The sequence below is a fragment of the Paenibacillus sp. J31TS4 genome, from assembly GCF_018403265.1.
GTDB lineage: Bacteria > Bacillota > Bacilli > Paenibacillales > NBRC-103111 > J31TS4.
Window position 1 is genome coordinate 1163766 of sequence record NZ_BOSI01000001.1, and the last position, 21509, is coordinate 1185274.

Genomic DNA, 21509 nt, shown 5'->3' on the forward strand with positions numbered 1-21509 from the left:
TCACCAGATTCCCGCCGTGCGATCTTGGTTCAGCTCCCCGCTACTCGGCTCCGTACCGGAACAGCGTTCCCATAGCAGCGTTCGGGCCGGCGTACTCCTCGTAAGCGTCGGCTGCCTGTTCGACTGGATAAATGCCGCTGATAAGCGGCATTACGCTTACCTTATGTTCGGCGAGCAGCCGAATGAACTCGCGGGTATTCCGCCCTTCCGTCCAGCGGACGAAGCCGAGCGGATAATCGACGTTATTGCGCTCGTAGCTGGCGTCGTAGCGCCCCGGACCGCCGGCGCGCGAGATGAGCACCTGCGCTTCCTTCGCGAACATCTTGCCCCGCGAGAATTCCGTCGTCAGATCGCCCACGACGACCAGCTTGCCGCGGTCGCGGATCCAATCGAGCGACTGGTTCATCAGCGCCTCGCCCTTTCCGCTCGCGCACAGCAGCACGCTGTCCGCCCCTTGGCCGCCGGCCGCCTCGCGAAGGCCCGCTTCCAGCGCGTCCGCCGAATCGTACGCCCGGCTGACGCCGCTCGCGCGGAGAGCCTCCGCACGCGCTGCCTGGAGATCAAGCCCGAGCGTGACGCAAGCGGCGGCGGAGGCGATCTGGGCGGTAATGTTGCCCAGAATGCCGAGGCCGACGACGACGGCCGTCTCGCCGAAGCGCAGGTCGGCAATTCTAAGCGCATGGATGGCGATGGCGCCGAGCCCTGCGAATGCGGCCTCCTCCAGGCTGACGTGATCCGGCACCGGGGCGGTCAGATTGACCGGCACGGCGAGCAGCTCGGCATGGCGGACATACGGCGCCCCATAGCAGGCGACCCGCTGTCCCGGCTGCAAGGCGGTGACGTCCGGCGCCACCCGCTCCACGATGCCGGCTGCGCTGTAGCCCAAACCGACAGGTGCTTCTCCCGACCGTTTTGCCATTCCGAGCTCGGTTCCCGGACTAATCGCCGAATAGACGGTGCGGATCAGGACATGCCCGCTCCGCAGCTCCGGCTCTTCCATTTGCATGGTCACAATCGATCCTTCTTTAGCGGCTATCGTTCTGATCATTTTTTCCTCCCGGTTATGGCGGCTTCGCCGGCGTTGGTGCGGCGGTATTCGCTCGGCGAGATGCCGTAATACTTTTTGAACGTATTCGTGAACGTGGAGGAATTCAGATACCCTGTCTTCTCTCCGATTTCGGCTACCGACAGGTCGGACTGCCGCAGCAGCTCCTTGGCGTGCGCCAGCCGGACCTTGTTCAGGTATTCGACGAAATTGACGCCGAACGTCTTCTTAAAGAAATTCGAAAAATATTTGGGCGTCGTCTCCAGCCGGTCCGCCATATGGTCCAGATGAAGATTGTCCATATAGTGCTGGTCGATATAGAGGGCGATCGCCGAAGGGTCAAGCTTCTTCTTCTGCCCGCTGCCCGCGCGCTTCTGTGCGATCAGATGGATGGCCTGAAGGAGCGCCTCCTGGATCTCGCGGGCGCCCGGCGCAGCCTCCAGCTCCCTCTGAAACGTCTTCTCGAGCTCTACGATCTGCTCAGTCTTCATGTCGCTCATTTCCAAATGCTTGAGCATAGCGTAAAAGATAGTCTGCACGACGGAGACGAGCTGTCTGCGGTGGATATGCAGCTCTTCATTTCGGGCTACGATACCGTTCACCAGCCGGATACATTCATCCGCGTTGCCGATCAGCAGGCTCTGCGACGCTTTCTCGATCTCGTCGAGCGGGGCGTAAACCTTCCACGTGTAGCGGATCCGGTTGATGTCAATGACCGCGTCGTCGGAGTCGATGTTGCGGAATTCGAAGCAGTCGTTCACTTCGGAGAATGCCTGCTGCACGTTAGCCGTCTCCGCCGGATACATCCGGCTGACCGCTGCGGCCGCGCTGATGCCCGCCCACGCCTCCCGCTTCGCCTCCTCGACGAACGCCCGGATTCCGTCCACTACGGCCTCCCGGTCGGTCGGCCTGCCGCCGCCGACGAGCGCAAGCGCACGGCCCTGCGTCAGCGGGAATACGAAGACGCCGTCCAGCCCGGATCCGAGGCCGTTCTCAACGAACGCTGCGAGGTCCGGGAACCCCGTTCCGAGCACCCCGTCGTCCTCCGCCTGCTCGCCTACCCGGAACGCCGCCAGGACGAAGTACCGCTCGCGGAAAAACTCAGGGAAGTACCGCTGCATCCTCTGTTCGGTTTCACGCGTCGGAAAGGTGTCGAGCAGCGTGCTTTGAAACGCGGCCCGCCGCATTTCCTTCCGGAACAGATCCATCTGCGTCTTGAACGATTCGTTCTCCTCCTGGATCTGCGCGATGCCGAGCCGGATGCTCCGGTAATCCGCGCCGGAACGCTCGCGCAGGCCGATCAGCTTGACAAGCGTCTGAACCGGCCGGTACAGGTACAGGCTCAAGAGACCTGACAGCAGCACCGCGCAGGCAATCGCGATCAGCATGATCTGGCGATTCACGTTCGTCACCGCCTGCATGTTGGCGAATTGGTAAGGCGTCTTGTTAATGTACAGGAAGCCGTTGTACTCCGACTTGAACACGTTGTATTCGTAATCCTTGCTCTTCACCGTCGTCTCCGAGGAGGGTCCTGGCTGCAGCTCCTGCAGCATGCTGACGAGGTCCCAGTTGTCCTCCGTATTGAGGATGACGTTGCGGTCCTGGTCCAGCACGATGAGAGACGTCCCCTTCATCATCGATTGCTGGTTGACGTGGCGGAGCAGCTTTTCGCTGTTCAAAAAAACAAGCACGTTCAGGTCCGATACCTGGTTGCTGCCGAGAACGGGGATCAGCTTGCGGCCCGCATCGCCGGCAAGCTCCTGCCGGGTGTAGGCCTGAGCCGGATAGATGCGCAAAGGATGCTTCGTGCTTGCGAGCGCTTTCCAGAATACGCCGTTATAGGTCTTGCTGCCGTATCTGCTCTGCAGCAGCTGCTCCAGCCGGATCGACCCCGAGGCGGTGATGGCAAGCTCGGACCGGGGATGGAACACGATGGCCTCCTCGATATAATCGATCGGGGACACGAGCTCGCGGACGTTCGTGTGGATCATATAAGCCGCGCTCATATCCGTCTCTCCGTTAAGCGTTCTCTCGTTCTCCCACGGATTGGACGGCAGCATCTGGATCGCATGGATGACGTCGTTAATATCTTTGAAGCTGGAGTCGAAGGAGCGGATGATGTTCTTGACCACCAGCTTGTTATTTTCGCTCACCTGGTTATAGATCCCGGAGATGGAGTTCCGGTAAACCATATAATTCGACACAAACATGATGATCGCCACCAAAAGGAGCGCAAAGAAAATCTGCAGCAGCCCTTTGTTGACGATCATCCTAATCTTGGGCAAGAGTTTGGGCACAGCCCCACCTCCATGGTAACGCGTGGTTTGCCAAACCACAGCGTCGACTGCATCCCCCATATATTCGACAAGCCCGGGGTTATCCCTTCTCGGAGCCCAGCATAATTCCTTTGGCAAAGTATTTTTGGGCGAACGGATAGATGAGCAGCACCGGAACCATCGAGACGAAAATCGTGGCGTTCTTCATCGCCTGCGGCGTTATGGTGGACTGTTCGATTAGACTGTTCTGCTGGGTCGTGTCGAAGAACAGCATATCCCGCAGCACGACCTGAAGCGGCAGCATTTTCGGGTCGTTCAGGTAAATCATCGGAATGAAGAAGCTGTTCCAGTGGCCCATGAAATAGAAGAGCCCGATGGACGCGAGAGCCGGCTTGGACAGCGGGATGACGATGTTAAACAAAATGCGGTATTCCGATGCGCCGTCGATAAGCGCAGACTCCCGCAGCGAGCCGCTCATGGATTCATAAAAGCTCTTCAGGATAAGGAGCTCGACGGTCCAAATGGCATTCGGAATGACGATCGCCCAGATTGTATCGATCATGTGCAGCTTCTGCACGATCAAGTAGGTCGGAATGATACCACCGGAGAGAAACATCGTGAGCACGATGGCGATCATGAAGTACTTGCGGCCGAAGAAGCCGGGCCGCGACAGCGGATAGGCAGCGACCGCCGTCATGAGCAGATTGATAAAGGTGCCGAGCCCCGTGTACATAATCGTGTTCAGATACGCGCGCGGAATTTTGGGCTCCTCGATGATTTTCCGGTATGCATCCAGATTGAAGCCCTTGGGCCACAGGAATACTTTGTTCTGCACGATGGAGGCCGTATCGCTGAACGAAACCGCCACAATATACAGCACCGGGTAGACGGTGACGATGCCGATGAGGCTGAGAACGACCACCAGAAACAGATCGAAAAAGGTAAACCTCGGATTCAATGCGCTGCGTGCTACCATAGTCCTCTCCCTCCTGCCCGCTTGCTGATGAATTGGGATATGAGCAGCATGACGAGGGCGATCAGTGATTCAAACAAGCCGACGGCCGCGGCATAGCTGTAGTTCGTCTCCAGAAGGCCCTTCCGGTAAACGTATGTGGAGAAGACGTCCGCAACGTCGTAGGTCATTGGGCTGTACAACAGGAGCACCTTCTCGTAGCCGATCCGGAACATGGCTCCCGATTTGAGGATAAACATGATCAGAATGGTCGGCATGATGCTCGGAATCGTAATGTAGCGCATCATATGAAACCGGCTTGCACCGTCGACCTTGGCCGCTTCATAGAGCGTCGGGTCGATGCTGGCGATCGCCGCCAGATAGATGATGGCGTCGTAGCCCATATGCTGCCATATATCCGACGAGATGTAGATCGTCCGGAACCACTCCGACGAAGCAAGAAAATACTTCGGCTCAAAGCCGAAAAACTTGATGACCTCGTTTACCAGGCCGTGGGTCGGAGACAAAAAGTCGATGATCATACTGCTGACAATGACGACCGACAGGAAAGCCGGCAGGTAGCTGAACGTCTGAATCGTCTTCTTGAAGCGGATGCTGCGCACCTCGTTCAGGAGAACGGCGAACAGAATCGGGAACGGAAACGCCCAGAGCAGCGTGAACAGGCCGAGCAATAACGTATTCCGGAAGAGCAGCCAAAAATCGGGCCCTTCAAAAAACCGGCGGAAGTGCTCGAGTCCCACCCATTCGCTCCCCATAATGCCTTGGTAGACGTTATAGTCCTTGAAGGCGATAATCAGGCCGTAAATCGGGCCGTAACGAAATAGGACAAAAAAGATGATGCAGGGAATAAACAGAATCAACAGCTGCCGGTCCCGGACGATATGGCGCCAAACCGAGGAGAGACCGGAGCCCGGCGTCTTGCGTTTGCGTCCGGCGGGTAGCTCCGTAGATGTCGTTTGCATGGACCTTCCTTCCTCCTAGTAACGGGCAGAGCACCCGGTCTGCTGGAGCCGGGTGCCGCTGTCCCTATCTCTTTCTGCTTCCGGCTTCTAACTGCCGATGCCGGTTTACTTCGCCTCGTCGTAACGTTTCTGGGCGGCATTGTAGGCGTCGACAAGCCTGTTGGCGCCCAGCTTCTCGGCCGACTGCAGCCACTCGTTCCATTGAGCGTCGGTGTATTCCTTCTTCATCACATATTTGGTGGCGAATTCGTTGGCCGCTTTATCCAGCGAGGAGCGCAGATCGGCGATCGTCTTCGTCTCCTCGTCCGTGAACTTCAGTTCCGGATCGGCCGGCTCGTATTTCTTCGCCTTGTTGATCTTGTCCTGAGCTTCCTGCTCCTTCTCGGTGAAGGCGTAGTACACGCTGCGCTTGTCGGGACGCAGATACATGCCTTCAAGCCACATGCCGTATTTCGTCTCCAGCGCCTTGATGTCGACCACTGGCAGATCCTTCAGCTCCGGATAGACCGGCTTGCCGTTCTCCAACTTGTAGGTTTCGCCCTCGATCCCCATGGTCACGAGAGACGAACCGGACGGGCTGGTCAGATAATCGAGCAGCTTAAGCGCCAGCTCCTTGTTCTTGCCGTTCGGGACGACGATGCCGAAGTTGCTGATCTTCGGCAGGCTCCGGACGTTGCCCGTCGGGCCGACCGGATTGGCATAGCGAAGGTTGTAGTCCGGCGTGGCAGCCTTGACCTGATTCGCGAACGAGTCGAGACGGCCGATCCAGTCGAAGGTGACGAACGACTTGTTGTTCGTCGTCATCTTGGCTGTCCAAGAGGCATCCGTATCGGTGATAAATTCCGGATCAAGCAGCCCTTCGTTGTACAGCTTCTTCATGAAATCGAGCTGGTCCTTGAACTCTTTGGACGTATACGCCATCTTCCACTGCTTGGATTTCTCCTCGTAGTAAGCCGGGAACGAGGTGCCGCCGATTCCCCAGCCGTATGCCCAGTCGCGGAAGATGTTTTCTTTCGTCTTGGATGCATAAGGATACGATTGCGGGTATGCTTCCTTGAGTTTTTTGAGCGCCTGATAGAACTCGTCGGTGTTCGTCCACTCCTTGATGCCGAGCTTGTCGAAAATATCCTTACGGTACAGGAAGCCGTGGTTGACGTCACGGTTCAGGCCGTAGATGGGCCATGTATACATATTGTTCTTGTCGTCAGACCAGGACTTCATCACCCAGTTGTTGTCCTTGTCATCCACGTACAGCTTCTTGAAGTTGGGCAGTTCGTTCAAATATTGGTTGATCGGCGTCAGAGCGCCCTGGCCGCCCATCTTGTTGATTTCCTGCTGCGTCAGTCCGTGGAAGATGTCCGGCAGCTTGCCCGAGCCTACGATGACCTTCAGCTTGTCCTTGAATGTCTGGCTGGAATAGGCCTGAATCTCCAGCTTGATCCCTGTGCGCTTCTCGATTTCCTTGATGACCATGGAATCGGCCAGATTCGCGTTGTCGCTGACCAGCATCCAGGTTAATGTCGTCGGCTTGTCGACGAGCGGAAGCTTGATGCCCCCGGTATCCCCGTAGTTGGCGGACACCGCTGGAGCCCCCGATGGCGACGGAGAAGTGGATGCCGTTCCTCCGCTTCCCGCGTTTCCTCCACAGCCGGAGACGATGGCCGTAACGGCAGTGAGTGAAACCAGTACCGATTTAAGCTTGCCTTGACCCATTTGCTATTCCTCCCTTATGTTCCCTTCCCGTAATACCTTGGCTCGGAGTCCGGCGGCTCTCTTGCTCATTTTCGCCTCTTTCCTAGCACATGCCTCATTATAGGAAGGCGCTTCCACTACGTAAATAAAGCGTTTTCACATAACCTTCCCCTTTCTCTCCCCTGCAAGGAAAAAATCCCGCAAACCGTTGCGGGATAAGGGATTATTCGTATGTAGAAAATGAACAAGCGGAGGAAAATGAGCAAATCCGACAGGAAAATTGGATAGGTGCGCCTCCGTATTTACGTGGCCGTTGAGGACGTCGACCGGTGCTGCGGACGGGCTGCCCGGACGGCCACAAAGAGGCCGCCGACGCGTTCTTCCTCCTCTAACGTCTCGAAGCCGGTCCGGTGTACAAGCTCCGCCGTTCTACGGTTCAGCCGGCAGCCGTCGCAGACGGCCATCCACGCGGGTGTCAGCCAATCCTGCAGCTTAGCGAGCAGCGGATGCCGGAGCCGGACATGCTCCAGCAGCAGCAGCTTGCCGCCGGGCTTGACCACCCGCCATGCTTCGGCCAGAGCCGCGGCCGGGTCGGGAATCGTGCAGAACACGAGCGTCCCGACTACGGTGTCGAAGGATGCGTCCGGAAATGGCAGTCTAGTGGCATCCGCCTGAACGAGCCTGACGGGAACGGCTGCCTCTCGCGCACGGATCTCCGCCTGTGCGAGCATGGCCGTCTCGGGCTCGGTTGCCGTTACCCGGGACGCGCTCCGGTAATAGGCGAAATTCGCGCCCGTCCCTGCCCCCAGCTCCAGCACCTCCCCTTCCGCGACGCTGAGTAGACGGCGGCGCATCGCCCCAAGCACCCTTTTCTCCAGCGGGCCCATCATCCGGTCATAGTTCCGGTGAAACCAATTGCCCATCCCGCAACTCCTCCTTTCTCTATCGTCCATTGTATCCTGGATAAAAGGAGTAGAACAACGAAAAGCCCGGCAAGGCGGCTGGGCCGCCTTGCCGGGCTGAACCACGGAGAGCCTGCCGGTGCAGCAGCCCCACCGGCGCCCTGGACCGTTACTCTTTCCAGACGCCCTTCTCCATGATAAGCCGGTCGTCGAGATAGACGTCCGGCTTCATGACGATGCCGTCGATGTGGACACCCGCGGCGATCGTCCCCCCGAACGTGTTGTTGCTGCCGAAGGCGACGTGGATCGTGCCGTATACCTTTTCGTCCTCCAGCACGACGCCGGTAATGCGGGCTTTGTCGTTCGTACCGATGCCGAATTCGCCCAGCTGCCGGCCGTCCCCGTCGCCGAGCATCCGGAGCAGCTGTTCCGCATTCTCTCCTTCCGCACGGACGAGCCTGCCCTGCTCCACCGTCAGCAGCAGTGGGGAAGAGAGCGCCCCGATGCCAGCCACCGAGCCGTTGATCCGGATCTGTCCCTCGGCCGTTCCTTCGACAGGCGCGATATACGCCTCGCCGGACGGCAGATTGCCGGATTCGCCCGGATTGAGATACAGGCCGGTGCTCGGCACTCCGCTGCGGCCGGCGATCGAGAACGCAAGCGTACTGCCATCCTTCTCGATCCGCACTTGCCGGGCTTCCGTCAGCATGGCGGTCACCCGGTCCGTCAGCTCCTTTACCTTGCCGTAATCGGCCGCGATGGCCCCTTCGAGGAACATATTCTCCGTTATGCCCGGCATCGTCGCCACGCGCGCGCCTGCGGCCGCTGCCTGCTTGCGCGCCGCCGTATGGGTGAGCGAATGTCTCGTTACGCATACGACGACGTCCGCTTTGGCCATCGCCGCGGCGACCGGAGCCGGCGGTTCCTCACCAGACTTGCTTCTCTCCCGCATGACGCAGAGCATCGCTTCCGCGTCAAGCTGGCGGCCCGCCTCGAACAGCGATTCCCCAATTTCCTTCTTGCCTTCGTCCGCCACGACGAGGAACGATTCCCCCGCCTTCAAGCCGAGGCAATCCTGCAGCACTCGCTTGCTGATTGTCGTCAATTGCTCCTTCACGCGAAGTCCCTTCTTTCTGTCAAATCAATTCGGAAAGCAGCTTGGCCATGAGCGCGCTAGACAGCACGACCGGCAGATCGGACGCACGGGAGACAAGCGTTCTCGCTTCCTCTGTATACCCCATACAATCGAGAAGCAGAACATCCGCATTCCCCCGCAGTTCCTCAGCCGCGAGCCGGAACGGCTCCGGATCCTGCACGTACGGGGAAGCTGCCGCGAACACCGGCTTCAGGCCGACGGCTTCATATTTGTGCCGAAGCGATTCCTTCTGCTCCTCAAGCGGAACCAGGACACCGAGTCTCCGTTCACCCACCATTGCACGGACGACCGGCGGCAAAATCCGGTCCGGCTCCAGAAGCAGGGCGGAGGCTGACTGCAGTCCCGGAAACACGCCTGTGCAGAGCAGCAGGATCGTCCGGATGCCCGCCCGCTCCAGCAGATCGATCTTCTCCTGCAGCAGCGGCTGAAGCTTCTCCCGCCCCATCACGACCGGCTCCCCCGTCGAGAGGCGGGAGGTCAGCGTGTACTCTCCCTCCCGGGGAGCGAGTTCATCCTCCACCTGCCGTCTGTTCATGCCGTCAAGCGCGCCCGCCTGGATGAGCTGTGCCCTCCCGGCGAGCTGCCGCTCTAGGATGGGCGCGGCATCCGGCCGGGGAGCTTGGCCAATGGTCAGCATTCCGATCTTTTGCATCGTTGCCTTACCTCCTCTGATCTTAACGCGAAGCCGGTCCGTCCGCAACGTTCGGCACTGGGCCCTATCTTGCCCACTTCCCGCTCAAACGAAAAGAGGGATCGCTCCCTCTTGTTCTCCACCGACCGTTCAGCCCGGCCGGCCGTTATCCAATCAAGCCTGGCCGACCTCGCGCCCGCTCGTCTGCAGCACCTTCATCGATCCGTATAGGCTTGTCATGCGGCCAAACTCCTCCGCATCGTAGAACCGGCATGTGCCGGCAGTCAGCTCTTTGGCGACTTCGACGGCGAACCGGACCGCCGAGGCGATGTCCGTCTCGTGGCTGGCCCCGGTGCCGCAGCCGGGGACGACCGACTGCGCCGTCACGGCGAGTCCGACGACCGGAGCGTCGGTCGCGACGCACGGCTGCAGAATCGAGTTGATGTGGTACAAGTCGTTGCCGTACGGCGTAATGTCTTGCATCGTCACCGGGAAGGTAACGGCGAACTGGCCGGTCGTCATCTCCATAATGCGCAGCAGGTCCTCGCTTACCCGCAGAATGTACCCTTCCTTGACGGTCGGGGAGATGGCGATGCCTTTGTGATTGATGACCCGGTTGCCCTTGGTCGTATCGATCGAGAGAATTGCCTCCATTTCCGGCAGCACCTCGTGCTCGTTCATCGTGCGAATGTCCACCGGCGAATCCATGAAGTCGACCGGCTCATGCGGGCGGGTAGGCGCGTCCGGACAGATGTGCGTCGTGACGATCACATCTCCCTTCAGCTGATCGCCCTTGGTCTGCATATCGGCCAGCTTCAGCGCGGCTGCTACCGCCGCGACCGCTCCGTCGGCGTCCGAGACAAGCCCGATCCGGCTGGGACGAGCGCCGATGCCTCCGAGACGGCCGACGATGCCGAAAGTCGGCGCGGCGCCGCCCCTGCTTTTGCCTTCCGTGCCAGGGATGACGATCTTCACAAAATCGGTGCTCCCCTTGTCCCCTCTTACCTCGCGGACCGTGACCTCGACGTCCGGATACGCGGCGAACAGCTCCTGTACCCGGCCGCCGCTCGCGTACCGGCTGTCCAGAACATCCAAGACGGTTAATGTTTGCTGCAATGTCATAGTGGTTCCCTCCTGTTGGCTCCTGTTTGTCTATTGTTGTTGGCCCGCTGCTCGCTGTCGCCCGCACGGCTCGCGGCCAGGAGCGGGCAGACGCTCTACTCTCTTTCCAGAATCGATTTGCCGATGATTCCCTCGATCGGCTCGAGCAGCTTGCTGTTCGTCATCGTCGTGCTAAGGAGAAGCTTCTCCCGCGGAACGGTCAGCACCGCCAGCCGCTGGCCCTTCTCGACCGCCGCCGTAATGACGGGTCTAGCCGTATCGGCATCCAGTGTCATGATGAGGTCCGGGAAGGTCGCCAAGCGGCGGCCTTCCAGCTCCAGCGTCATGTACTCGTTCCAGAACGTCAGCTCATGTTTGCCGTCGATCGTCACGGTCCCGACGTCGAAGCCTCCTTTTGTTTCGAGTCCGAACGCGGTTACGGTGCCGCACGCCGCCACCTTGCCCCCGAGCTCCGAAGCCACCGCATCGATAGCGGCCTCTCCTTTGCGGCTGAGCAGCACTTCACCGACTTCCATGGCCCGCGTGATCGCTCCGACCGCTCCGTTCTCCCTTGCGTATGAGGCCGATACCGGATTGCGCGCCACGGCTACGAGCCCTCCCGCCTCGACCGACGCTTGCCGGACGAGCGAGCCGGCGAGTCCAAGCGAAGAGGAGAGGCTCATCTCTACATAGCGGCTGCCTCGTCCGCCGACCGCCGCCTGGTGGGAGACGTAGCCGTCCTGCTCGGACAGATTGAGCGAGCCCATGCTGCCGGTCGGGTGAGCCCGCCCGTTGCAGGCAAAGTCGACGAGTGGAATCCCGGTCAGCGCCGACTGGAACCAGCCGTTGACCGTCGTCCCGGCCCCGTTCTCGTTCGTATGAAGCGCTTCGATCGGCCGCCCGATGCGGGCGCCAAGCAGCTCCAGCGCCTTGGCATAATGGACCGGCTTGACGTACTGCTCCTTGGCGGCCGGCGCGCCGACCATCGACACGGTCACGAACAGGGCGTCGTCCGCGAAGCGGTCCGCCGGCACGAGAGCGGGCTGGCCGATCTCGAGGGCGAGCCTGCCGAGCTTGAGCCCGTCTTCGATCCAGCCGCCTCCCCCTCCGCCGAGCACGGCGCCGCCGTAAACGGCATAGTCGACCATTCGTTCATCCAGTTGTCTTGCTGTCATGTAGTCCGCCTCACTTTCGGATTTTGAAGATCGAGTTGAAGAAGCTGTAGAGTGCATCGCCCGCAATGAAGCCGGCTGCCAGAATGCTCATCGAAGCTTCGGCATCCTTCTTCTTCAGCTTCAGGACGATGAGACGGATGAGAATGCCGCTCAGCACCGCCCAGCAGGCGTTCGGAGTAAGAATAAGCAGACCGGTGGCGAACAGGACGCCGAGCTGGCGGCTCGGCCCGCCGATCAGCTGGACGATTGCTCCCGGGATCGCCCAGAGAAGCAGCTGGAGGGCGACATCCGGCGAGGCGCCCGCCTTGATGGTCGAGGCGTAGACCGTGTCGATCGGAGGCACGAGGTTTTGGGCAAAGAAGTTCTTGTACGTGAACAGCACCGTCAGCAAGGCAACGCCGAAGGCGATCATGCCTGTTATATACTGCTGCTTGCGTCCGTGAAGCTCAAATTCTTTGTCCTGCCCTTTCCCCCGGAGAATATAGCCGGTCTTCAGATCGTAGCCCATGTCCGCGAACGCCGGGCCGGTGGCGGCGCTGAAGCCGGCCAGAAGTGCTAGCGCGACCGGAGGGAACCCGAGGAGCATACCGAACAGAAGCGTGATGAACGCGACGGCGAAGGCCGGGAACCAGCCCGAGTGCATCGCGGCGATCCCGACGATCAGCTCATGCACGAACGCGGCGAAGGCGGCGAACAGCATGAAGCCGATGAGCATGCCGACCGACATGTGAGTGGCGATGCCGCCGATCATGGCGATGATGAGCGCGATGACGAGATAGGCCAGGAAGCCGAGACCGAGTGCTCTTCTCGCTTCCCCGATCGGGCGGGTCAGGCCGTTGTCGCCCGATTCCGCAGAGGCGCCAGCCGCGGCCGCCGGACCGCCTTTTTTCTTCTGCCGGGAGAAAATGAGCATGCCCGCCTGAATGAGGGCGACGATGCCGGCGCCGATCATAACCCCATGGGCAATATAGAGCGCGTTGACGTCAATGCCGAGCCACGGAACCGAATACTGCCTAATGAGAAGGCCGATGCCAAACATCGTCAGCGCCCAGATGTTTCCGATGAACGCGACGCCGAACGCCGACATCGAGATATGAAGAGAAGAGCCGATCAGGCCGATTACGGTCCCGACGCCGAGCAGGGCTGCCCGCTTGCCTCCCTTGTCTCCCGCCATGATCGACTCGGCGGTCGCCACGCCTGGCGCCCACGTTTCCCTGGCTGGGAAAAGCTTGGAGTCGAACACCTTGTAAAGGATCGCCGCATCGACGAACATCGCGAGAGCGGCTCCGATCAGCATCGGAACGATTAGCTGGGTTTCGCCCATGACGAACGGAATGCCGATTGGAATCAGCAGGCTGTTCGCCGCCCCGAAGGTAGCCGAGGAGATGGAGGTCTGCACAAGGTTCTGGCGGTGGATCGACCGGTATTTCTTAAAGATTGCGACCGGGATCCGCGAGATCAGCATGGCGACCAGTGCGCCGATAATGGCCGTATTGGGTGTCACACCCAGCGTTGTGACCAGCTGGATGCCGATGATGGCGCCCAGAACGCCAGTCACAATATTCAGGAGGAGAGCGAACGGTTCAAAGATACTTGGGTGCTTTTCTTCTTGTTTTTTCATAGTCGTTCCCTCTCTTCTTTCAAATTGGTGCCTGTTTGGTGCATGCAGACGGCTCCGGCTGCCGGATCTCCTCTGCAGGGCCGGTCTCCCGCACGCCGGAAGGCAAAGGGAGACGGGGGCAGGTTAAGTTAGGACAGCAGAGACGATGCGATCCGGCCTTCGGCCTCCACCGCATCGACGACCGGTACGCCCAGCTCGCGCCTCAGCACGTCCGCCATCCCGATCGTGGAGAAGCCGGTGCAGGCGAACAGGATGAGCTTCGTGCCTTGTCCTAGCAGCGAGCGAGCCGCCTGCAGTGCGAGCGCACGACCTTCCTCCGTCAACAGCTGGGTCGTATTCGTCACCCCGTCAGGACGGGCGTAGGCGACGAACCGGGAGCCGAGAAGCTTCTTCACATTGGCGGGCACATCGTCCGTGATCCCCATGACGCCGACGGGAAGCCCCGTCGCCAAGGCGAGATGAGCGGCCGCGCTTCCGGCTCCAACGACCGGCACGTCTACGCTTTCCCGCAGCAAATCAATGGCGGGATCCGCCGCACAGCTGATCACCAGAACGCGGCAGCCTTCTTCCGCCAGTTGTACGCCGAGCTCTACAATCTTAGGATTCGCCTGCCGCTCCGTCTCTTCGTTATAAATGCCCAGCGGCTGGTCCGGAATGCACCGGCTGACGGCCCGGACTCCGTACTGCTCCGCAATAAGCCGGCCATGCTCTTCCAGGACGCCCTTATTCTCCGTTGTCAGTACCCGAATGACCCCTATCATGCTCCTCACCCTTTCCTAATCTTTCCTGAACCTGCGTCATATATGAACAATTTGTGTCCTTTGTCTAAATTGTATCCGTTCACAAAGTCCTCAACAATGTGCCCTATCGCCAAAACAATAACAGACCAATTGTGCTGCGAGCACAATAGGCCTGTTGTGTTACTCCATTATTTTCAATAAATAGAAAGCGGTGCACAAGTAGTAATTGATCCCCTTGAGCGGACTATCGAACTCGACGCCTGCGATCTCGCGGATGCGGTCCATCCGGTACTTGACCGAATTGCGGTGGATGAACAGCCGGTTCGCCGTCTCGTATAGACTGCCCCCCGTCGCCAGATAGTAATACAGCGTCGTCACCAGCTCGGTTCCATTCTCCCTGTCATAGGCGGCCAGCTTGCCGATCTTCTTGTCTATCAAGGGCTCAAAGTTGACCGATTCGGCCGCCTCGAGAAGCAGCTGAAAGATCTCCACGTCATCATAAGGAAGCAGCTGGCGGCGCTTGTCGAGCCGGCTGCCCAGCGCGAGGGCCCGCCGTGCTTCCGTGTAGCCGCGTGACGCCTCCCACAGCGGGCGGCGGCTGCCAATCCCCGCCCGCACCTGCTTCCACGGAGCAAGGATCGGCTCCAGCACCGCGGTCCAGGCGCTGCCGGCGTCAGCCGGACCGGCCGTCCCGCGTCCAGCATCGGAACGGGCGTCGTCCACGGCGAGCATCAGGACGAGGCGCTCCCCTTGGCGCATCGCGTGTGCCTTCACCCGGCGCCTCGCCGCCTCAAGAGCGAGAGCCTCCTCCAGCTCTGCGGAGAAGGGAGTGCCGGGGGCCAGGATGGCCGCGTCGGCTTCGAGCAGCCACACCTCCCAGCTCCATTCGGGCCGGAGCCCGAACTGTCTTCCTTTGCTCTCCACCTCCTGCCGCGAAAAAGGAAGCCCCGCCAGCACTTCCTCGAAGAAGCTGCCGCGCAGCCGCGCCTCCGTGTCCTCCGCTATTTTGCGTCCCATGAATTCCAGCGAGAATACGAGACGCGCCTGCTCGACGCACACCAGCTCCAGCTCGTCCAGCGATTCCTTGCCGATCAGAAGCCGGCCGACTGTCTGTTTGTCAACCGCAATGTCATAGCTGAGGACCGATTCCTCCTGTCCTGGTCCGTCCGCAGCCGTACCTGCGAGCAGCTCGCCGTGTTTGTCCACCACCCAGACCGGCGCCTGAACGAGGCCGGCTACGGTGTCCGCCACCGCCTGAAGCCCGCTGCTCGTAAGCAGGAGATTCATGAGCGTCTTATAAACCTCCTCGGACCTCCTGAGTAGCGCCGCCTGCTTGTCGATGATCTGTTCCATAATCGGGTAGGTGATATCGATATAGGGCAGATCATTCGGCAGCTGGAGCACCGGGATGCCGTGCTCACGGCTCTTCTCCAGCATGCTCGGCGGCACGTCCGCGATGAAGCGCTCCGTCTTGATCGCGACGGCGGCACCATCCACCTGGGCGAGCTGCTCCACAAGCGCCGCGAGCAGGTCGGGGTCGTGCCGGACGGAATACCCCGTCGTCAGCACGAGCTCGCCCTCCCGCAGCCAGCCCCTCAGATCGGGCACCTCCAGAATATCCACGTACCGGACCACCCGGTCCAGCCCCTCTTCTCCGCTGATGACCTTGGCTTCCTTGAGAACCGGGAGCTTCAGCAGCTCCCGGACCGTCACGCCCTTCCACTTCATTCCGTTCACCTTCGTTTCCGCGTGCGCTTCGGCTTCCTCCCGGGCGCTCGTCTTCTCCCCTTATTATAGAAGAAGCGCCGCCCGGCGCAAAACCGACGCCCATCCGGCCCGCAAGAGGCTCCCGGACAGCAAACAACCCCCGGCAGCCAGCCACCGGGGGTTGAAAGATCGAATCGCGTGCGCGGCCGTCAGACGGGGAGCAGCATCCCGCCCGCCGCTCCGATCGCCACAAGCAGCCAGGGCGGCAGCTTCCAGTACGCCAGCAGCACGAACAGGATGCCCGCGAAGGCAGCGTCGGCGGGAGAGCCGACCGCCCGCGTCCAGATAGGATCGTAGAATGCCGCAAGCAGCAGGCCGACGACGGCCGCATTCATTCCGGCCAGTGCCGCATGGACGGCCCTGCGCCTGCGAAGCGCCTCCCAGAAGGGCAGGACGCCGAGGACGAGCAGGTAGGCGGGCAGGAAGATCGCCGCCGTCGCCAGCACCGCTCCCGGGAGGCCGCCCAACGCTGCGCCGAGGTAGGAGGCGAACGTGAACAGCGGCCCCGGAACGGCCTGGGCGGCGCCATAACCGGCGAGGAATACTTCCTCGGATACCCAGCCGGACGGCACCGTCTCCCGTTCCAGGAGCGGCAGCACGACATGGCCGCCGCCGAATACGAGCGAGCCTGAGCGGTAGAAGCTGTCGAAGACGGCTAGCGCCGGCGAGCCGATCGCACCCCGCAGCACAGGCAGCGCGAGGAGCAGGCCGGCGAACAGCGCCAGGCAGAGCGCGCCCGCCCGGCGGCTGACCGGCGGCCCCGACGGCGGTCGAAGTGCACCCGGCTCAGGCTCGTCCGCCCGCCGGAAGAGCGCCAGCCCCGCGAGAGCCGCCGCCGCGAGCACGGCCACCTGCGCAGCGGGCGACGGCCACAGCAGCACGATCGCGGCCGCGGCTGCGGCGATCGTCATGCGCGCGCGGCCCTGCGCGAGGCTGCGGCTCATGCCGGCGATCGCCTGGGCTACAACCGCGACAGCCGCCAGCTTGAGGCCGTGCAGCCAGGCGGCGTCCGCCGGCGCGAAGCTCTGCACCGCGAAGGCGAACAGGATGAGCGCCAGCGCAGAGGGTAGAGTGAAGCCGGCCCAAGCCGCCACGCCGCCGAGCCAGCCGGCCCGGAGCGTACCGATGCCGATGCCAACCTGGCTGCTCGCCGGTCCCGGCAAGAACTGGCAGAGCGCCACCAGGTCGGCGTAGCTCCGCTCATCGAGCCACTGCTTCTTGCGGACGTAGACCTCGTGGAAGTACCCTAGATGGGCGACCGGCCCGCCGAAGGAGGTCAGTCCCAGCTGCAGCGAAACGAGCAGCACCTCCAGCAGCGCGCGGCCTTGTCCCTGCCGATCCGCATTGCGCTTATTCATCCGGATCCTCTCCTATTCGAAGCGGATGAGATAGTAGTTTTTCTTGCCGCGGCGCAGCACCAGGTAACGGCCGTACAGACGCTGATCCGGCACGATGACCGTATCCACGCCTGCCTGCTTCTCCCCATTCACGGAGACCGCGCCGCTCTCGATATCCTGGCGTGCCTGCCGGCGGGACGGAGCCGCCTTGGCCGCGATGAGTAGATCGATCAGAGGCGTCTCTGCCGCATCCTCGACGACCGTGGTCGGCATGCCGGACAGCGCTTCGACCAGCTCTTCCTCGCTGAGCCGGGTGAATTCGCCGGAAAACAGCGCCTGGGTGATGTTCTCGGCGCTCGTCACCGCTTCGTCGCCGTGGACGAGGCGGGTTACCTCCTGCGCCAGCGTCCGCTGGGCGGCGCGCTTCTCAGGCCGCTCGGCGACCTCCCTCTCCAGCTCCTCGATTTCTTCCGGATTAAGAAACGTGAAGTACTTGAGGAATTTGACGACGTCCTGATCGTCCGTATTGATCCAGAATTGATAGAACTGGTAGGCGGAAGTCTTGCTGCGGTCGAGCCAGATCGCCCCCGACTCCGATTTGCCGAACTTTTTGCCGTCGCTCTTGGTCACTAGCGGCATCGTCAATCCGAAAGCTCCGCTGCCTCCCATCTTCCCGATCAGGTCGAGGCCCGCCGTAATATTCCCCCACTGGTCGCTGCCGCCGATCTGCAGCGAGCAGTCGTACGTCTCGTGCAGCTTATGGAAGTCGTAAGCCTGAAGAATCATGTAGCTGAATTCGGTGAACGAAATCCCTCCCGACAGCCGGGAATCAACCGAATCCTTGGCCAGCATGTAGTTGACTGTGAAGTTTTTGCCCACCTCGCGCAGGAAGGTGATCACGTCAAGAGGAGCGATCCAGTCGTAGTTGCTTACGAGGCGCGCCTGACTGTCTCCCTCGAAATCAAGGAACCGCGACAGCTGCCGCTTCAGACTCTCGGTCCAGCCTGCGACCGTCTCCGCGGTGTTCAAGCTGCGCTCGGTCGACCGGCCGCTCGGATCCCCGATGAGACCGGTGCCTCCTCCTACGAGCGCGATCGGCCTGTGGCCGGCGAGCTGAAAGCGGCGGAGCATCAAAATCGGCAGCAGGCTGCCGATATGCAGGCTGTCCGCGGTCGGGTCGAAGCCGCAATACAGCGATACGGGGCCTTCGGCGAGCTTCTTCTCGAGCCCTTCGCGGTCGGTTATCTGGTAAACGAGCCCCCGGTATTCCAAATCCTCCAGTAAAGCGGCCGGGCGTGTGCCCGGTGTACGGTCCGTCGTCATCCTATCGTCTCTCCTTCAATCGTGTCTTAAGCCGGCTGCACGGCATGCGCGCCCGGCGGCTTGTCCTAGTCTGGAAGGAGCCGCCAATGCGGCAACTCCCTTGTCTCTCATTCATTATGCGGATAACCATGAAGTCCTGCAAGCACAGATCCCCTCCCTCGACTCTGGCAGACCCTTGGCGGGTAACTTCTCCGGCCGGATGGACGGGCATGCCCCGCCGCCTCTGACCGCCTGCCGCACAAGGGACCCAATCGAACAAGCCCCGGCCGGCTAGCGGTCGAGGCTTGTTCGATTCGGGCTGGCGGCTACTTTCCTGCTAGCGGAGACGACGCGGCCGGGCGGCCCGGCGTCCTCCTGGTCTCATATAGAAGGCCCGCCACCGTCAGCAAGTAGACGATACAGACAGTGGCCGGTACGAGCAGGAACGCCCGCTCCGCCAGCACGTAGCCGAAGACGAACGAGCAGAGCGTCGTCGCTATAGTGAGAAACAAATAGGAACGGCTGCGATAAATCCACGCATAAGGCAAAAAATGCGAGCCGCCCAATATCCCGACCATCATCGGAATCAGCTCGTACTGCTCGATGTAGGTCACGATCCAGACCGGGAGAAAGAACGCCTGAATGCCTCCGATGATCCCGCCCAGTGTGGACAGGGGGTTGCGGACCGACAGGAAATCGACGCCCAGCGCCTTGCTGAAGAGCAGGCCAAGCGGAAAGATGCTCCCCATGCCGAGAACGTAACAAAGGGCGAGCGGCTTGCCTTCGAGAAAGAAGCTAAGCACTGCCATGACCAGCCAGAAGAGTGCACCCGCCAGAAAAATGGGATAGCCCTTCCTGGCCGTGCGGATAAGGTCGTTCCGCAACTCCTCAAGCGTCAGTTTGCCGTAATCCAATGATCATCCCTCTTTCTCCAATTCGGTTCCATCACACGCTAACCTCACCATAGGAGGAAGCTCCTGTCCTGTCAAGATGGATTCGGTTCGCCGTGCTATCCGATGGTGCCCTTCAGATACCCGGAGGCGAGGAGCTGCTCCATCCGTTCGGGCGGCACGGGCTTGCCGAGCAGGTAGCCCTGCACCTCTTCACACCCTTGCTGCTTGAGATAATCGTATTGCTCAGCGGTCTCCACCCCTTCCGCGACGACCCGGAGACCGAGACTGCGGCCAAGCGCAAGTATCGTGTTGGCAATGGCCGCATTCGGAATTTGCTTGACGAAGGTCCGGTCGATCTTCAGCGAATGGACCTCGAACTGCATCAGGTAGTGCAGAGAGGAATAGCCCGTGCCAAAATCGTCGATCGCAAGCCTCACGCCCATCTCCCGCAAGCTGCGAAGCTGCCGGATGCTGCTGCCCTCGGAGCCGATCAGCGCGCTCTCGGTAATCTCCAGCTCGAGATAGCAAGGATCCAGCCCCGCCTTCTCCAAAGCACGGGAGACGGTTACGACAAAATCGTCCTTATGCAGCTGACGCGCCGAGCAGTTGACCGCGACCCTCACCTTGTTCAGGCCCGCGTCCTGCCACTGCTTATTCCTCCTGCACGCCTCCTCCAGCACCCATTTGCCAAGCGGAACAATAAATCCCGTATCTTCCGCCAGCGGGATGAAGTCTCCCGGCGGAATGATGCCGCGCGTAGGGTGGTTCCACCGGACGAGCGCTTCGACGCACGGAATGCCGCTCTCAGACATGTCGTAGCGAGGCTGATAGTGCAAGACGAACTCCTGATTGCGCAGCGCCCGGGTGAATTCGCTTACGAGCATGAAGTTGTCGTACAGCTTGTTGCTCATCGAACGTTCATAGTAAGCAAACCCTCTCCGTCCCTGCGCTTCCGCATGATACATGGCGATGTCCGCGTGCTGGATCAGGCTCTCCGCCGCCGTGCCGTGGTACGGATACAGGCTGACGCCGATATCCGCCCGGAGCGGGAATTGATGGGCCGCGTATTCGAATGGCTCCTCGAACGCCCGGAGAATCGTCTCGAGCCGCAGGCGAACGTCGCGCAGCCGCTCCAGCCTGGGCAGCAGCGCCATGAATTTGACGCCATCCATTCGGGCGAGCACCGCCTCCTCCGGCATGCACTCCTTGAGCTTGCGGGAGGCCATCACCAGAATGCGGTCTCCCAATTCGTGACCGAACGTCTCGTTAATCAGCTTGAAGCCTTCCAGGTTGATGATGAGCACGGCGGCCTTGCCCTTGCCCCGATGCTCGCGTCTACGCTCCGCAATCGTCTCAGTTAGCCGGTGACGAAAGCAGCGCCGGTTCGGCAGCTGCGTCAATGAATCGTAAAAAGCCAGCTTCTCGATCCGCCGCTCCGCCTCGTACGTCTCAAGGATCCCTCCGAGGAATAATGCATGGGTGTCCACGAGCCATTCCTCCTCGGCGCTTGGAGCGCCGGCCGCGCGCGAGTAGACGGCAAGGACGCCGGCGATCCGGTTCGCCGGCGTCACGATCGGATACGCCCACACCGCACGGAGACCGTGCCTCTCGGCGTCATCTTGCCAGCCATCGCTGCAGGCGTCTTCCGCCAGTGCGGTAACGACGACCGGCTCTCTGCGAAAGGCCGCCTGGGAGCATGCGCCGCCTCCCGAGCCGATGCTCCAGCGGATGGAAGCTCGCTGATAAGAGGAGGGCAGGGAGGGCGCCGCTTCTGCATGCAGAACCCCATCCGTCCGCCCTACCAGATGAATCGCGCACAGCTTGTCCGCCAGCGCGCTCTCGAGCCCTTCTACCAACTGATACAAAATGACGGACAGCGGCTGTCCTTCTGCTATCATCTCCCGAATGGTCTGCTGCCCGAGTAACACGACTCTCC

Annotated in this window: 17 protein-coding genes; all 17 read right to left on the minus strand. The window is 61.0% G+C overall.

Annotated elements, in window-relative coordinates; translation table 11 throughout:
• Nucleotides 1–40: 40 nt before the first annotated feature.
• Nucleotides 41–1045 carry a zinc-dependent alcohol dehydrogenase gene (locus KJS47_RS05335; RefSeq protein WP_213524974.1) on the minus strand — a complete coding sequence of 335 codons (1005 nt, stop codon included), beginning with the start codon at nt 1043–1045 and terminating at the stop codon, nt 41–43.
• Nucleotides 1045–3342 carry a helix-turn-helix domain-containing protein gene (locus KJS47_RS05340; protein ID WP_213523427.1) on the minus strand — a complete coding sequence of 766 codons (2298 nt, stop codon included), beginning with the start codon at nt 3340–3342 and terminating at the stop codon, nt 1045–1047. The genes KJS47_RS05335 and KJS47_RS05340 overlap by 1 nt, the downstream gene beginning before the upstream one ends.
• A gap of 79 nt (nt 3343–3421) precedes the next feature.
• Entirely contained in the window at nt 3422–4297 is an 876-nt protein-coding gene (locus KJS47_RS05345; RefSeq protein ID WP_213523429.1) for a carbohydrate ABC transporter permease, read from the minus strand.
• Nucleotides 4291–5256: an ABC transporter permease gene (locus tag KJS47_RS05350; protein ID WP_213523431.1), complete on the minus strand. Its 966-nt coding sequence runs from the start codon at nt 5254–5256 to the stop codon at nt 4291–4293. Before KJS47_RS05350 ends, KJS47_RS05345 begins: the two co-directional genes overlap by 7 nt.
• A gap of 105 nt (nt 5257–5361) precedes the next feature.
• Nucleotides 5362–6969, minus strand: coding sequence for an extracellular solute-binding protein (locus tag KJS47_RS05355; RefSeq protein WP_213523433.1), 1608 nt, complete (start codon nt 6967–6969; stop codon nt 5362–5364).
• A gap of 281 nt (nt 6970–7250) precedes the next feature.
• Nucleotides 7251–7871: a class I SAM-dependent methyltransferase gene (locus KJS47_RS05360; RefSeq protein ID WP_213523435.1), complete on the minus strand. Its 621-nt coding sequence runs from the start codon at nt 7869–7871 to the stop codon at nt 7251–7253.
• Between the two features lie 148 nt (nt 7872–8019).
• On the minus strand, nt 8020–8955 hold the full coding sequence (locus tag KJS47_RS05365) for an aminopeptidase (RefSeq protein WP_213524976.1): 936 nt from the start codon (nt 8953–8955) through the stop codon (nt 8020–8022).
• Between the two features lie 31 nt (nt 8956–8986).
• Nucleotides 8987–9658 carry an AroM family protein gene (locus KJS47_RS05370; RefSeq protein ID WP_213523437.1) on the minus strand — a complete coding sequence of 224 codons (672 nt, stop codon included), beginning with the start codon at nt 9656–9658 and terminating at the stop codon, nt 8987–8989.
• A 153-nt stretch (nt 9659–9811) separates the two neighbouring features.
• Complete coding sequence (locus KJS47_RS05375; protein WP_213523439.1) at nt 9812–10759, minus strand: DUF1177 domain-containing protein; 948 nt, start codon at nt 10757–10759, stop codon at nt 9812–9814.
• Nucleotides 10760–10854: 95 nt separating this feature from the next.
• On the minus strand, nt 10855–11913 hold the full coding sequence (locus tag KJS47_RS05380) for an S-methyl thiohydantoin desulfurase family protein (RefSeq protein ID WP_213523441.1): 1059 nt from the start codon (nt 11911–11913) through the stop codon (nt 10855–10857).
• A gap of 10 nt (nt 11914–11923) precedes the next feature.
• On the minus strand, nt 11924–13534 hold the full coding sequence (locus tag KJS47_RS05385) for an OPT/YSL family transporter (protein WP_213523443.1): 1611 nt from the start codon (nt 13532–13534) through the stop codon (nt 11924–11926).
• 128 nt (nt 13535–13662) lie between these two features.
• A complete protein-coding gene (locus tag KJS47_RS05390; protein ID WP_213523445.1) occupies nt 13663–14295 on the minus strand; it encodes an aspartate/glutamate racemase family protein in 633 nt (210 codons plus the stop codon).
• Nucleotides 14296–14454: 159 nt separating this feature from the next.
• Entirely contained in the window at nt 14455–16002 is a 1548-nt protein-coding gene (locus KJS47_RS05395; protein ID WP_213523447.1) for a PucR family transcriptional regulator, read from the minus strand.
• 188 nt (nt 16003–16190) lie between these two features.
• Nucleotides 16191–17399, minus strand: coding sequence for a chromate efflux transporter (gene chrA, locus KJS47_RS05400; RefSeq protein ID WP_213523449.1), 1209 nt, complete (start codon nt 17397–17399; stop codon nt 16191–16193).
• A gap of 12 nt (nt 17400–17411) precedes the next feature.
• Complete coding sequence (gene tyrS, locus KJS47_RS05405) at nt 17412–18701, minus strand: tyrosine--tRNA ligase (RefSeq protein ID WP_213523451.1); 1290 nt, start codon at nt 18699–18701, stop codon at nt 17412–17414.
• Nucleotides 18702–19006: 305 nt separating this feature from the next.
• Entirely contained in the window at nt 19007–19594 is a 588-nt protein-coding gene (locus KJS47_RS05410; RefSeq protein ID WP_213523452.1) for a DUF7010 family protein, read from the minus strand.
• Nucleotides 19595–19689: 95 nt separating this feature from the next.
• Nucleotides 19690–21501 (minus strand): putative bifunctional diguanylate cyclase/phosphodiesterase, encoded by a 1812-nt coding sequence (locus KJS47_RS05415; RefSeq protein ID WP_213523455.1) that lies wholly within the window; start codon nt 21499–21501, stop codon nt 19690–19692.
• Between the last annotated feature and the right edge of the window lie 8 nt (nt 21502–21509).